At 45.2% G+C, this 13,303-nt stretch carries 13 protein-coding genes; 7 read left to right on the top strand and 6 right to left on the bottom strand.

Annotated elements, in window-relative coordinates; genetic code table 11:
- Nucleotides 1–15: 15 nt before the first annotated feature.
- Entirely contained in the window at nucleotides 16–381 is a 366-nt protein-coding gene (locus tag QUA53_RS01145; RefSeq protein ID WP_333094432.1) for a phage holin family protein, read from the top strand.
- Nucleotides 382–532: 151 nt separating this feature from the next.
- On the opposite strand, the gene QUA53_RS01140 is transcribed toward QUA53_RS01145, so the two are convergent.
- The 3 genes from QUA53_RS01140 to QUA53_RS01130 form a co-directional block, all read right to left on the bottom strand.
- Nucleotides 533–964 (bottom strand): NUDIX hydrolase, encoded by a 432-nt coding sequence (locus tag QUA53_RS01140; protein WP_333094431.1) that lies wholly within the window; start codon nucleotides 962–964, stop codon nucleotides 533–535.
- Nucleotides 965–1,183: 219 nt separating this feature from the next.
- Nucleotides 1,184–1,636 carry a DUF3531 family protein gene (locus QUA53_RS01135; protein ID WP_190737061.1) on the bottom strand — a complete coding sequence of 151 codons (453 nt, stop codon included), beginning with the start codon at nucleotides 1,634–1,636 and terminating at the stop codon, nucleotides 1,184–1,186.
- 128 nt (nucleotides 1,637–1,764) lie between these two features.
- Nucleotides 1,765–2,781, bottom strand: a complete 1,017-nt coding sequence (locus QUA53_RS01130) for a Sll0314/Alr1548 family TPR repeat-containing protein (protein WP_333094430.1) — start codon at nucleotides 2,779–2,781, stop codon at nucleotides 1,765–1,767.
- Between the two features lie 384 nt (nucleotides 2,782–3,165).
- On the opposite strand from QUA53_RS01130, the gene QUA53_RS01125 reads away from it, so the two are divergent.
- The 3 genes from QUA53_RS01125 to QUA53_RS01115 all read left to right on the top strand — a co-directional run bounded on the left by QUA53_RS01125 (nucleotide 3,166) and on the right by QUA53_RS01115 (nucleotide 5,491).
- Nucleotides 3,166–3,831 (top strand): energy-coupling factor ABC transporter ATP-binding protein, encoded by a 666-nt coding sequence (locus tag QUA53_RS01125; RefSeq protein WP_333046972.1) that lies wholly within the window; start codon nucleotides 3,166–3,168, stop codon nucleotides 3,829–3,831.
- A gap of 102 nt (nucleotides 3,832–3,933) precedes the next feature.
- Nucleotides 3,934–4,680 carry a 16S rRNA (guanine(527)-N(7))-methyltransferase RsmG gene (rsmG, locus tag QUA53_RS01120; protein ID WP_333094429.1) on the top strand — a complete coding sequence of 249 codons (747 nt, stop codon included), beginning with the start codon at nucleotides 3,934–3,936 and terminating at the stop codon, nucleotides 4,678–4,680.
- 25 nt (nucleotides 4,681–4,705) lie between these two features.
- Nucleotides 4,706–5,491, top strand: coding sequence for an SDR family oxidoreductase (locus tag QUA53_RS01115; RefSeq protein ID WP_333094428.1), 786 nt, complete (start codon nucleotides 4,706–4,708; stop codon nucleotides 5,489–5,491).
- Nucleotides 5,492–5,673: 182 nt separating this feature from the next.
- On the opposite strand, the gene QUA53_RS01110 is transcribed toward QUA53_RS01115, so the two are convergent.
- From QUA53_RS01110 to rpiA, 3 genes are all read right to left on the bottom strand, one after another.
- Nucleotides 5,674–6,429, bottom strand: coding sequence for a Fe-Mn family superoxide dismutase (locus QUA53_RS01110; RefSeq protein ID WP_333094427.1), 756 nt, complete (start codon nucleotides 6,427–6,429; stop codon nucleotides 5,674–5,676).
- Between the two features lie 214 nt (nucleotides 6,430–6,643).
- Nucleotides 6,644–7,828 (bottom strand): aldo/keto reductase, encoded by a 1,185-nt coding sequence (locus QUA53_RS01105; RefSeq protein WP_445304908.1) that lies wholly within the window; start codon nucleotides 7,826–7,828, stop codon nucleotides 6,644–6,646.
- A gap of 233 nt (nucleotides 7,829–8,061) precedes the next feature.
- Nucleotides 8,062–8,778 (bottom strand): ribose-5-phosphate isomerase RpiA, encoded by a 717-nt coding sequence (rpiA, locus tag QUA53_RS01100; protein WP_333094426.1) that lies wholly within the window; start codon nucleotides 8,776–8,778, stop codon nucleotides 8,062–8,064.
- A 39-nt stretch (nucleotides 8,779–8,817) separates the two neighbouring features.
- Between rpiA and QUA53_RS01095 the strand changes: the two genes are divergently transcribed.
- The 3 genes from QUA53_RS01095 (at nucleotide 8,818) to QUA53_RS01085 (ending at nucleotide 13,268) form a co-directional block, all read left to right on the top strand.
- A complete protein-coding gene (locus QUA53_RS01095) occupies nucleotides 8,818–9,132 on the top strand; it encodes a hypothetical protein (RefSeq protein WP_333094425.1) in 315 nt (104 codons plus the stop codon).
- A 398-nt stretch (nucleotides 9,133–9,530) separates the two neighbouring features.
- Nucleotides 9,531–9,800, top strand: a complete 270-nt coding sequence (locus QUA53_RS01090) for a hypothetical protein (RefSeq protein WP_333094424.1) — start codon at nucleotides 9,531–9,533, stop codon at nucleotides 9,798–9,800.
- Between the two features lie 210 nt (nucleotides 9,801–10,010).
- A complete protein-coding gene (locus QUA53_RS01085) occupies nucleotides 10,011–13,268 on the top strand; it encodes a tetratricopeptide repeat protein (protein ID WP_333094423.1) in 3,258 nt (1,085 codons plus the stop codon).
- Nucleotides 13,269–13,303: the final 35 nt, after the last annotated feature.

Raw genomic sequence — 13,303 nt, 5'->3', positions numbered from 1 at the left:
TAAGGAGATGAACACATGGATATCATTTCGCTGGCAATTGCTTGGCTGGTAACTTCGGTGAGCTTTTTTATCATTTCCAAGTTGCCCATTGGGGTGGACATTGACACTTTTGGAAAAGCGATGATTTCGGCGGCGGTTTTTGGATTGCTGAATGCTTTAGTGCGGCCGCTTTTTGTGGTTTTGGGTTTTCCATTGGTGTTGGTAACTTTTGGTTTGTGGATAATTGTTATCAACGCGATTATCTTTGGATTAGCGGCTTGGCTAGTCGAAGGATTTCGCTTGCGGTGGGGAATTTGGAGTGCTTTGCTGGGTGCTATAGCCCTCGGTTTTATTAACTCTTTGCTCTATGAGCTGTTGCGGACTCTGCCTAGTGTAAGGTAGCTCCGGGTAATGCGGGGGGCGGAAGGAAGGGGCGGGTTTATTCATCCTGTTAGTTATCGCAAATATTTCAGGTGAAACACGCCCCTAGGGCAAATATTTTAGATTTAATTCCCCCATCTCAGGTATTTGTTTTTTGGTATTGGTTGAGTTATTAGCTTTCGCAGTAGTCAATAAATTGTTCGGGAACTAGGCGCAATTCGCCCGATCGAAAGCGCTCGATTGGCATCCAAAGTGCGGTAAATACCCAATCTCCGTCTGCAAAAGCTAGACTCTCCAATTGATAAAATTTGGGATCGACAAATTCGCACTGATAGAGTTGTATTAGTTCGTGTCCGGCCTGACCATTAAAAATAAAAAAATTTTCCAAACAAGCCAAATATTTGATATTTGTTAAATGGGCTTTAATTTCTTCTTGAAACTCTCTTTGCAAAGCGTCGATGCTGGGTTCTCCGAATTCTATGCCACCGCCCAGAGCTCGGTAAAATGTGTCTTGTTTGACCGGATCTTCGCATTCAGACACGAAAATGCGATCGCCCGATCGAATTAATCCTAAAACAATTACGCGAATTGTACCTTTTTGCATAAATTAGTTATCAGTCATCAGTCCTGACGCATCAAAACCAAAACAAAAGAAACCGGGTTCCGACTTCGCCCAACCAGCAGGTTTTTTGCCGTTGATGCGGGCTGTAACGAAGTATGATGCAAAAAACCCGGTTCATTACTACCCGTGCGTAAGTTTTATATTACTCAGCAATCATCACTCATTATCCGTTTATCCGTGTAATGTCTGTCGTGTCAAGGGTTAATTATCAGCAGCAAAAGCCTCTCGACGGCGAGTGTTGTCAACGGGCCAGTCTGTATTTTCCCCGCCGATAATGAGTTTTTCAATGGTTACGAATTCTTTGCTGAGTTGCTGGAAAACATTAATCAAAACATCAAGGCCAATTGCATCGCTAGTGCCCAAATCAAACCAGCAGCGAGCCCAAGAACCTTGATACTCCATTTCTCCCATATTGTGCATCAAAGCCATCATGCTTTGGTCGGCTAGATTAACATCGTAATTCATCTGACTGATATCTAAGCCTTCATCTTGAACTTGCAAATTTTCCGCATTAAATCCTCCCAGTTTTCCCAAGAAAAACCAAGAGTCAAACACTTCTTCAACATACTGTTTTTCACCGTTTGAAGGCACGTTGCTGAACTTCAGCCAAATCCAGAGGTCAAAGGGGTTAAACTCGCGAAACTCTACTTGCATCAATTTTATCAAAGAAAGGGAATGGAATTGCAGGAATGGGATTGCAGGACAGAGGAAAAGCGGGAGAGAGGAAAAGCGGGAGAATTTTTCTCCTGACTCCTCACTTCTGACTTTCCCTCTGACTCTTTTTATAGTGGTGGTAAGGCCGCGGGCCCCCAGACTCCATCTGCATCTCTAATTTTATCGCGCATCGGGTCGCAGGCACGAGATTTGCTGTCGAGACGGTTACGGGTTCTGCACTGCTGAAAGAAGATTTCTGCTACTAAACTGCGCGGCAGTTGGTCGGGTTTTGCTAAGGCTGCGTCGAAGTTTTTTCGGGCTTCCTCAAGTAAGGTTTTGTTACCGTCTTTTCCCTGGGATTGGGAAAACAAAATTTGTGCTTTTAGATAGAGAACTTCGGGATTGTTTGGCGTTTCTGCTAGGGATTTGTTGGCAAATTCTAAAGCCCGATCGTACTTTTTCAAGTCTCGATAGCCGACGGCCATGCCGCGATAAGCTAAGTAGCGAGGAGAGGCTTTTTGTTCTAGTCTTTGAATGGCTTCGTTGGGGTTGGAAAAGGGCAGGTTGGTGGCTAGAATTAAGTCCATGTAGCCTTTGAGCAGGTTGAGTTCTGGATCGTTGGGCGCTATTTTATCGGCGGCATCTAGGTATTGAAATACTACTCGCAATTTACTCAAAGCTTGGGGTGCACCTTTGGCTGTTCCTTCTTTGGCTATAATGTTCGCCCCTTCTAGAAAGTGACCTGTTGCTGTGTAAATATTGCCGCGCAATGGATTAGTTTTAGTCAATTTTTCGCCGACTTCGCGGGTTTTTTGCGCGTAGGAATTCATCGAGTTTAAGTCCTGCTCGATGTATGATAGGGAGGCTGCCATCGCATAGGCTAGCGGCTCGTTTGGTTCGGCTGATAGTGCTTGTTGAATTTGAGTTTTTGCTTGTTTGTAGTTTCCTTGCTGAAACATGGTTTTGAAAGCGGTTTCGGTGTTGGGCCCGATCGCCTGCGGGTTGCTGCTGCGAAAGGGATCGCCTGCTACTGCCGAGTTAATGCAGATGCTGAGGGCGATCGCTCCTGCACTGGCGATCGCCCGCACTGTCTGTTTAGAACTTAACATTTGCTTGCCAAGCGATGCTAAAGGGGTTTTCGTCATCGTCAATTCTCTCAATGGAATATACTGTAAACTAGAAACAAGAAAGTTAAATTTTTAGACTTTCGGGCCGCCACCAAAAAAAGAGTGAAATTTGCTTGATTTTTTGTGGTTGTTGAGGTATATTTTAATAATCGTAGTGTGGATTGTAATATATTAAAGGACAGATTCCCATTATTAAAATATACCATGAAAAAACAGAAAAATTAAACGTCAATCGTGAAAAAACAGGAAATCTTTGTAAAGATTTATGTAAAATAATAGTGTGCGATCGGCCCAAGCTAGAAACAAATCGCTGAGGCTGGATAATTAATCCGTGTATCCTTGTCAAAATTCGTGTCAAAATTCGTGTAGTGCCTTCCTTCTCCCCAATCACCAATTGCGTTAATGCTTTATCTAAAAAACTTAGTATATCATCCTACCGCCTGTCCGAATGCTATTCTGAAAAATATTAACTTAGAACTTCCCTCGCAGCAAATGGGGCTGATTGTGGGTCGCAGCGGTTCAGGCAAAAGTACGCTCTTAGAAATATTAGCAGGTTTAGCCGAAAAAACTAGCGGCGACATCCGTTGGCGGGAACAAGAATTAACACCGGAACACTTGCAACAGTTAGGAGGGTTAGTATTCCAGTTTCCTGAAAGGCATTTTTGCGGCGGCACAATTTTAGAAGAATTACGGTTGGGTCATCCTGAATTGGGACAAGAACAAATTAACTCAGCAATGGCAGAAGTGGGGCTAGGACATTTGCCACTGCGCGCTTCTCCCCACGCTTTGAGCGGCGGACAACAGCGGAGGGTAGCCCTGGCGGTGCAGCTAATTCGGCAGCCGCATTTGCTACTCTTGGACGAACCGACGGCGGGTTTGGATTGGTCGATGCGGCGGCAGTTAGTCAGCTTGTTGAGTAAGTTGAAAAGTCACTGGACTTTGTTGATTGTAACTCACGATGCTAGCGATTTGTTGAGCGTTGCCGACCGATTTTGGACTTTAGACCACGGGGATTTGCAGGAGGTCGATCGGGCTAAGTTAGAAGCTAAGGAAACGAGTTGCGTTTGATTTTTCTGGCGTTGCAAAAGGTTTCCCTGCGAATAGAATTCGCGTCTGTACAAACGAAGTCCGCCTACGCGGACAGCAAGAAACAAGTGAGAATCAAACTAGATGATAAATGAGATTAAAATGCCTGTGTTGCCCCAGATGAACGAGTTGTGGCAAAAAACACTGAATTGGCAGCCGGATGAGTCGCAGCAACAACAATTTCAGCGACTTTATGAGTTAATTGTCGAGGGAAATCGCTCCTTGAATTTAACTCGAATTACTGAGCCGATGGAGTTTTGGGAAAAACATTTGTGGGATTCTCTGCGGGGAATTGCCAGACTGCTGCCACCTAATCAAAATTCGGCGGAAAATCCCGAATTGGCTGCCGAGTCCGTGCAGAAAGCGATCGACATTGGGACTGGTGGAGGTTTTCCGGGGTTGCCGATCGCGATCGCCCTGCCGCATTTATCAGTTACGCTGCTCGATTCTACGCGCAAAAAAATTGCTTTTTTGGAAACAGTCGTGCCGTCTTTAGGGATAGAAAATGCGGCGACTTTGTTGGGTAGATCTGATGAAATTGCCCGACAGCCGCATCACAAACAAGCTTACGATCTAGCACTTCTTAGAGCAGTTGGAGCAGCTTCTATTTGTGCTAAATACGCGCTGCCATTCCTTAAAAATGGCGGTTTGGCTGTACTTTACCGAGGGAATTGGACGGTGGAGGAAGAAACCGAGTTGCAAAGGGCGATCGAGCATTTGGGCGGTAAAGTTGAGTCAGTAGAAGCATTCACAACGCCGACGACTCAGGGGGCGCGGCACTGCGTTTACTTGCGGAAAGTTGTACAGCAGTTCGAGCGTCCCGTGCGCTAGCTACAGCCGTTTTTCAATACTAACTATGCTTGCCAATAAGATTGCACTTGTCACAGGTAGCTCGAAAGGAATTGGTGCTGGCATCGCCCTTGAATTAGCCAAATCGGGTGCAGATATTTGTGTCAACTATTGCGATTCTCCAACATCTGCACTCGAAGTAATCAACCAGATTCACTCACTCGGCCGTCGCGCTATCGCGATTCAAGCAGATGTCTCACAGCGCGACCAAGTGGAAAGGATGGTCGATACGTGCGAGCAAGAACTCGGTCAAATCGATATTCTAGTAACAAATGCGATCGCTAGCGTCCGAAACACCTTGCTAGAAACTAAATTTGAGGATTTGCAGCGGACACTAGAAATAGGGGTGTACGGTGTGTTTCACGTATGTCAAATAGTCGCCCGCCGTATGGTGGAAAGGAAGGCCAAAGGCTCGATTATCCATATCTCATCCCCGCACGCCCATTTTCCCTATAAGGGTGCGATTGACTACAACACCACCAAAGCAGCCTGTCATCACCTCGTTCTTTCTATTGCGAATGAACTGATGTGGCACAAAATTCGGGTCAACATCCTAGAGCCTGGGTGGACTGATACTCCGGGCGAGCGACGCTGGTACAGCGATGAATTGCTTGAGTCGTTCAGCAACCAAATGCCTCTCGGTCGGATGGGCTTCCCGGAAGACTTAGGCAAAGCAGCAGTTTTCCTGGCATCTGATGCAGCTAGCTACATCGCGGGTAGCGTGTTAAAGGTAGATGGTGGGTTGTACATTGAGGGCAGCCCGAGTTTGACAGGAGAATCAGAAAATAAGTAGGTAGGTGGCATTAAACTTAACCATCTAACAGTATGTAAACATTGCTCAGTCAGCCACGCTTAATGCTCAGGATATTTTACAATCGTTGACTTACTTAATTGCGTTTTACAGCGCCTACCTACTTAAAACAGAGTTGGTTGTTGAGCTGTTTGCGCTCGATCGCAACAACAAGCTTTTTTGAACTAAGCGCTAGCCTTTTCGTAGCGCTTGTTAATTTCCGCCCAATTAACAACATTCCACCAAGCTTTTAAGTAGTCGGCGCGCAAATTTTGGTATTTGAGATAATAAGCGTGTTCCCAAACATCGTTACCCATAATTGGATAGTTGCCATCTATCAAAGGCGTGTCTTGATTTGCCGTAGTTGTAATCTCAAGTTTGCCAGCTTTATTGCGGACTAGCCAAACCCAACCGCTGCCAAAACGCTTGGCGCCGGCATCGTTAAATTTTGTTTTAAAATCGTCAACACTGCCGAAAGTTTGCTTAATTGCTGTTGCAATTGCCCCTGTGGGTTCGCCGCCGCCGTTGGGACCCATGATTTCCCAAAACATACTGTGATTTAGGTGTCCGCCACCATTGTTACGCACGGTTGTGCGAATATCTTCCGGCACTTTGCTCAAATCTCGCAGCATATTTTCAGCACTCATATTTTTGAGTTGCGGGTATTTGCTGACAGCATCGTTGAGGTTTTTAACGTAGGCGGCGTGGTGTTTGTCGTGGTGAAATTGCATTGTCCGCGCATCGATGTGCGGTTCTAAAGCATTGTATTCGTAGGGCAGAGGTGGCAGCGTAAAAGGCCCGGGGGTTTGGGCTATTTTTGGGCTTTCTGCAACTGGACTTGCTTGCGATACATTATTTCCTGACGCTTGGCAAGCACCTGCGGTAATAGCTCCGACGGTGGCTGTCACTAAATACAAGAAATCTCGGCGTTTAAGAGTCATAAAAAGTACCTGAGTGAATTATTAACTGTTTTATATCAGATTAAAGCAAAATGGGAGTGAGTTGAGAAAAAAAGTTGTATCGCCCGAATGGATGAGACGGATGGGCGATGGTTGTGAGAGTTTCTCAAGTATAGGCTAATTGTGTGCGCGTAACTAACTCACGTGCTCCGGTTCACCAACCCGGTTTCTGTCTCGAAACCGGGTTTTTTTGAGATTATTCTTGGGACAAGCGCTGGATGGCTTGACCTCCAAAAAGCCGATCGGCTGCTTGAAGAATACCGGGAATTTTAGCAGCGTGGGGACTGTGGGCGAGAGGGCGGCGCAAGTCTAATTCATCGAGGCGATCGGCTTTTTTGCCGGGGAACCAGTGGCCCCCATTACCTAAAAGGTTGTAGCGCATCTTGCAATAGTCGATCGTATCGTAAGCCTGCGCCAAATTCCACAGCCACAGAATCACATAAATATTAATGCCTCCGGGAGTATTTTCGATAGTTGGTAAACCTACGTGCCAAGTTTTAAACCAATCTTCTCCTAATTTATCAATTGCTGCTTTTTCTAATTTTTCTAATATCGGAGGCAAAATTTCATCGGCTCTATCTAACAATTCTACAGCTTTCAGATGTTCGTTAAAATCTTCAGGTTTGGCTGCGCCCAAACTCAAAGTGTGTACTTGCGGATGCGACAAACAAAACAAATCGTTAAACACCATCGGACTCAACGGATAGCACAAATCTACCAATTTTTGCGGCGGGCTGTAAAGTTGACCGCCTTTATCGGAAGGACTGATAATAAAAACGCCCATATCGTGACGTTTAGCAGCTTCAATAGCCGGCCAATTAATTTGATTGATGTAGTACCAGTGCAAGTTAAGATAATCAAATTGATTAGTTTCTATTGTTTTGACAATCACATCCGTCGGGCCGTGGGTTGAAAAACCAATAAACCGAACCTTGCCTTCTGTTTGCAACTTTTTCGCCACATCCATGCAGCCGCCCGGACGCATAGACTCCTCTAGCAATTCCCAGGTATTAATGCCGTGTAGCGACAGTAAATCGACGTATTCTAGTTGCAAATAAGCTAAGGATTTATCAAATTCTTCGCGAAACTCTTGGGAGTTTGGTTTGGGGTTAACTTTCGTTTGCACTATCAATTTTTCGCGGGGAAAGTTCGGAAAAATTCGCCCCAGTTGCATCTCGGAAGTGCCGTAACCGCGAGCAGTTTCTATATGATTGATGCCGCATTCAACCGAGTAGCTAATCGTTGCTTCTAGATTTTTTTGATTGTCTGGTGGAATTTCATTGGCTGGCACGTCTTGCCATTTGTACTGATATCTCATGCCACCGCAGGAAAAGACGGGCATGGATAATTCTGTGCGACCGAATCTGCGATATTGCATCATCATAATTAAAGTCAAAGCTATAGCATAAGGAGGAAGAAGGAAGAAGGAAGATGTAACAATTGCAAGGGTTTCAATGATTAAGAACTTCTTAATAGTCTTGGCTGTTGCTATAGGGTAAAAAAACAAGTTTTTTGTATTTTTGCGGGTGGTAACTCTTATCTTACAGCCTTCTCATGAACAGGCAAGATGCCTGTTCCACAAAGAGTTTCTGACCAGCCGCCGGCCAGTTTTGACTATTTAGAAATTTCGCGTACTACTGGTTTTCCGTCTTGGATTTCGCCGACTAAAACCAAATCTGTACAGTCTACAAACAAACCATTTTCTAACACACCGGGAATGTTATTCAAGCTTTTTTCCATTTCGCCGGGGTTGGCAATGTCATCAAATTGGACATCGATTACCATATTACCTTGATCGGTAATTACCGGGCCTGCTTTTTTCACACCCATGCGGAGTTCTGGTTTGCCACCCAATTTTTCAATGGCGCGCATCACTGGTGTTAATGCCATCGGTATAACTTCGATGGGCACGCGAAAAGTCGAACCCAATTTATCTACGATTTTGGAACTGTCCACTACTACAATAAACTGAGTTGCGAGGTAATCGACTACTTTTTCGCGGGTGTGGGCCGCACCACCACCTTTAATTAAGTTGAGGTGAGGATCTACTTCATCAGCGCCGTCAATAGCAACATCAATTCTGTCTATTTCATCTAGTGTTGTCAGCGGGACTCCGTACTGTTTGGCTAACACTTCTGATTGAAAAGATGTCGGTACTCCCTTGATATCTTTGAGTTGACCGGATTTTATGCGATCGCCCAATGCTTGAATAGTATAAGCTGTAGTTGACCCGGTGCCGAGTCCGACAATCATACCAGATTGTACGCGATCGGCAGCAGCAAAGCCGACTTGCTGTTTCATCAATTTTACGGGATCTTGTTCTGTGGTCATGTTCGGTACTCCTCAATAGTTTTAAGATTGTACCATTTAATGAAAATCCGATTTCTCGATACTTATACTTGGCATTACAACATTGAAACTCCTTACCGCGAACCTTTGGGGGGCACTCAGTCAGCTATTTGTTACTTAGCTGAGGCCTTGGCTGCACAGGGAAACGAGGTATTTTTACTCAACAATACTTCCGAGTTGGGGATGTGGCGCGGCGTTGATTGGAGGCGCAGGGTGGAGGACAAATCTAATTTAGAATTGCTGCGATCGCTCGATTTTTTAGTTATAGTCAATATAGTCGGCAAAGCGCTGAAAGTTAAGCCGCTTTTGGGGCATCACATTAAGTTAATTTTGTGAATTCATAACGAATCGGGCTTTGTATTTCTCCAATAGTTCCATAATCAGCGAGAAATCAATGCTTGCGATGCTTTTGTATTTGTCAGCGACTGGCAGCGCGAGCAATTTCATCGACCCTTTGGGATTGACTCCAATCGCTGTTGTGTTTTAAGAAATGCGATCGCATCTTGTTTTGCTAACATTTTCGCAGATCGTCTTTCTATCCTCACTCATAAATATCGACCGCCAATTCTAGCTTGCACCAGCACTCCATTTCGGGGACTCGATATTTTGTTAAAAGTCTTTCCCGAAATTCGTCAAGCTGTCCCCGGAACCAGATTAAAAGTAGTTTCAAGCATAAAAGTAAACCAAATAGACGACAATGATAACAAGCTTTTTGTAGGTCAACTTTACCGCCCGTGTCAGGCAACAGAAGGCGTCGAGTACATCGGTTCCGTACCCCCCCCGAACTCGTCCGGCAACTGAACGCAGTTGCCGTTTTAGCTTACCTGAATACCTATTTAGAAACCTCATCTATTGCCGTGATGGAGCCAATGGCCAGCGGTTGCCGGATTGTGACGAGTGAATTGGCAGCTATGCCGGAAACAACTGCTGGATTTGCCCGTCTAGTTTCCCTGTCAGGGGTGGAAAATTTTGCATCGATAACTAATTGGAAGCGGGCGGGCTAACCAGATTGGGAGGGATATACAAGGCGGTTTTTAGAGGCCGTAGTTGGAGTTTTAAATGAGGACACGGGTGCGGGTGGCGCAACTGCTGAAAATCACCTGAGACAGCAGGTAGAATATATAAATCGAGGGTCTACTTGGTCTGTGCGATCCCGATAGTGGTTAAAATGGTTGAATATTATTAGTGTAAAAACTGTAAGAGTGGCAGAGCAAATGAGCCGGAATTCTTTAGTAGGTTTAGAGGCAGTGAGAGATTATTTTCAAAAGGGAAATTGGCTGAAAGATCGAGGCGATCTCGGTGGCGCAATCGAGAACTATCAGAAAGCTTTAGAGTTTAATCCAAAAGATGCAGAAGTTCATAAAAAGTTGGCGGAAGTTTATGTTTTGCAAGGAGAATTTGAAAAGGCGATCGCCTCTTGCCATGTCGCTCTTAAATTTCAACCCAATTTTGCTCCTGCTTACTTAACAATAGGCAATGCTTTGCAGAGTCAAGGCAAGCTGGAAATGGCAATTGAAGCTTACTTGCAAGCTTTAGAACTTCAGCCGGAATTTGCTGAAGCCAGCGCGAATATCGGCAGTATGTATTACAAGTTAGGGCAATTGGAACAGGCTGCCAATTATTACCAGAAAGCTCTGGTAATTAATCCTCAATTGTGTTCGGTCAATATGATGCTGGGCAGCGTTTTTCAGGAGCAAGGAAAGTTAGATGCAGCAATTACTTGCTATGAAAAAGTGTTGCAACAGCAACCGGGAGATGCCAGCGCTGCTGAGAAACTATCGAGTTTAATCGCACAAAAAGAGCGGCCAACTACTGACAGCAACTTTATCGAATTAGAAACAGAATCAGGCGAACAGCAACCAGTATCTGTCAACAAAGATGAAGGCTACGGCTTGCAGCCTTCGAGCATCAATTTGCCGCCAGCTCCCACCACTGAAACTTTAAATACTCCGTTTACCAACCCCGCCGAACTTTCTGAACAAGTTACCTCGCTAAATGTTCCAGATAGCGGACAAGTTGCCAACTTTCAAGAAGTAGAACCCTACAAAAAACTGGCAGAACAGTTTTTAGTTCAAGGTAAAATTAAAGAGGCGATCGCAGCGTGCCAGCAAGCGATAAAAATCCGACCAGATTTCATCCACGCTTACGTCACTTTAGGCAATGCTTTGCAAGCAGAAGGCAAAAATGAAGCTGCGATTAGATCGTATTCTCAAGCCCTAGAATTGCAGCCTAATTTTGCAGAAGTGCGCGCCAATATCGGCAGTATGTATTTCAAAATGGGGCGTTTGGAAGAAGCGATCGCCCATTACCAGCAAGCGATTGCCCTCAGTCCAAATTTAGCGGGAGCTCACTGGAATTTAGGGAAAGTATATCAGAAACACGGCAACATCGAAGCAGCGATCGCCTGTTTTAAAAGAACATCCGAACTCAACCCGCAGCTAGTCGGTGCAGACTTCCACTTTAACTTAGGTAATCGACTTTTCAGCCAAGGAAAGCGCGAGGAAGCCATCGAAAGCTACGAAAAAGCGATCGCCATTAAACCAGATTGGGCAGAAGCTTACGGTAACATCGGCAGCGCGCGATCGCAACAAGGCAATCTCGACGCCGCCATCGCTTATTATCAGAAAGCTGTAGCTTTAAAGCCGCAATTAGAAGTTTTGCACTTCAATATAGCCAATTCTTTTTTGCAGCAAAACAAGTACGACGAAGCAATTACTAATTACCGCAATACCCTGCAAATCAAGCCCGACTGGCCGGAAGTTCACGCTAACCTCGGCAGTTGTTATTCCATGCAGGGGCGCCTCGAAGAAGCTGTAGCCAGCTATCAGCAAGCTTTGGCATTAAAACCGAATTGGGCAGAGGTTTACTGCCGGATGGGGCACATTCAAAAACAAGATAAGCCGTTGGAGGCGATCGCCAATTTTGAAAAAGCGATCCAATGCAACCCCAAATTTAGCGAAGCCTACCAACAATTGTGCGACTTGCTAAGTCATTCCACCAACCTCGCCGGAGCCCGTAGCATAGCCGACAAATACTGCGAAAACTGCGGCGAAAATGCCCCAATCATGTCAGCTACAGCATATGTCTTTTCCTACCTGCAATCAGGTGTAAGCAAACAGGCGATTCAGAAACTCGAAGAAATCGAAAAACTCTGCTACGAAAAGGTCGAAAGCTTTAGCGTAATCGAACTAAAACTGCTCTACGAAATCTTCTTGTTTGCAGTTTCTCACCTGCGAGACAACCGCGAAAAAAATGCCAGTTTCTACAGACTCATTGCCAAAGAATACTATCAAAAAGCCGTCCCCAAGCGCCAGCAAGTTAACAGAAGCAACCTAGCCAATTACCAAACAAAAGAACAGCGTCCTTTAAAAATCGGCTTTCTTTCCAAACACTTCCGCCGCCACTCAGTAGGCTGGTGCAGTGAAGCTTTAATTCGCGAATTAAGCCACATCACCCCCCACGTTCACCTTTACGTCACCGGGAAACTCAACCGAGATGAAGTTACGCAGCGGTTTGAAGACATGGCGGGCAAGTTTTACTGGCCTAAAAAATATCCAAACGGCTTTGCTGATGGCGGTGAAATTTTCGCGGAAGTAGCGCAAGACAACTTGGATGTTTTGATAGACTTAGACTCGATGACAGTCCCAACAAATGTCGAAGTGCTGTATCAATATCCTGCGGGGATTTGCGTTTCTTGGCTAGGATTTGACGCGCCCTACATTTCAGAGAATCACTACTTTCTCTGCGACGAACACACTCATCCCCCTGGTGTGGAAAAAAATTACTTAGAACAGTTAGTAAGATTGCCTGTTGGTTCGGTAGCAATTGGCGCACTGCAAAGCATTCCTGTCAATCGCGAGGCGATTAGAAACGCTCTCGGAATTGGCTTGGATCAAATGACTTATCTGTGCGTGGCGCCAGGGCGAAAAACCAATCCCGAAATGGTACGAGCTCAAGTTACAATTCTTAAGGAAGTACCCAATAGTGTGTTAATCCGCAAAGGTCAAGGCGACCCCGATATTATTCACAGCACTTACCGCGAAGAATGCGAAATTCAGGGAGTAGATTTTGGTCGAATTAAGTTTATAGGGCAAACCAGAAGTGAAGAAGAACACCGCGCTATTTATTATGTAGCCGACGTGCTTTTAGATTCCTATCCTTACAATGGCGGGACTCACAATTTAGAGGCTTTGTGGGCGAATTTGCCAGTGGTAACTCGCTCTGGCGACCAATATCTTTCGCGCATGGGTTACGCTTTTCTGAAAAGTGCAAATCTTGATGTTGGTGCAGCGTGGACTTGGGAGGAATATACGCAGTGGGGAGTTAAGTTTGGCCGCGATGCTGGTTTCCGAAATGCGGTGAAAGAGCATTTAATAAAATCTAAGCAGCCAGAACATCTCGCACCTTTGTGGAATCCTAAAAAGTTGGCTGAGGATATGTATGAGGTGTTTCAAAAACTGTTAGCTAAATAGGTAGGAAATTGCTATAGGAATTCCTCATTAGTTGT

The sequence above is a fragment of the Microcoleus sp. Pol12B3 genome, assembly GCF_036701355.1.
GTDB lineage: Bacteria > Cyanobacteriota > Cyanobacteriia > Cyanobacteriales > Microcoleaceae > Microcoleus.
This window is presented reverse-complemented; position numbering and strand designations above follow the sequence as displayed.

Bases quoted from the DNA above. Each gene is read 5' to 3' on its own strand.
- rpiA (WP_333094426.1), bottom strand. From the start codon at position 8,778: ATGACCACAGAACAAGATCCCGTAAAATTGATGAAACAGCAAGTCGGC.
- QUA53_RS01095 (WP_333094425.1), top strand. From the start codon at position 8,818: ATGAAAATCCGATTTCTCGATACTTATACTTGGCATTACAACATTGAA.
- QUA53_RS01145 (WP_333094432.1), top strand. From the start codon at position 16: ATGGATATCATTTCGCTGGCAATTGCTTGGCTGGTAACTTCGGTGAGC.
- QUA53_RS01085 (WP_333094423.1), top strand. From the start codon at position 10,011: ATGAGCCGGAATTCTTTAGTAGGTTTAGAGGCAGTGAGAGATTATTTT.
- rsmG (WP_333094429.1), top strand. From the start codon at position 3,934: ATGATAAATGAGATTAAAATGCCTGTGTTGCCCCAGATGAACGAGTTG.
- QUA53_RS01140 (WP_333094431.1), bottom strand. From the start codon at position 964: ATGCAAAAAGGTACAATTCGCGTAATTGTTTTAGGATTAATTCGATCG.
- QUA53_RS01125 (WP_333046972.1), top strand. From the start codon at position 3,166: ATGCTTTATCTAAAAAACTTAGTATATCATCCTACCGCCTGTCCGAAT.
- QUA53_RS01115 (WP_333094428.1), top strand. From the start codon at position 4,706: ATGCTTGCCAATAAGATTGCACTTGTCACAGGTAGCTCGAAAGGAATT.
- QUA53_RS01130 (WP_333094430.1), bottom strand. From the start codon at position 2,781: ATGACGAAAACCCCTTTAGCATCGCTTGGCAAGCAAATGTTAAGTTCT.
- QUA53_RS01110 (WP_333094427.1), bottom strand. From the start codon at position 6,429: ATGACTCTTAAACGCCGAGATTTCTTGTATTTAGTGACAGCCACCGTC.
- QUA53_RS01105 (WP_445304908.1), bottom strand. From the start codon at position 7,828: ATGATGCAATATCGCAGATTCGGTCGCACAGAATTATCCATGCCCGTC.
- QUA53_RS01135 (WP_190737061.1), bottom strand. From the start codon at position 1,636: ATGCAAGTAGAGTTTCGCGAGTTTAACCCCTTTGACCTCTGGATTTGG.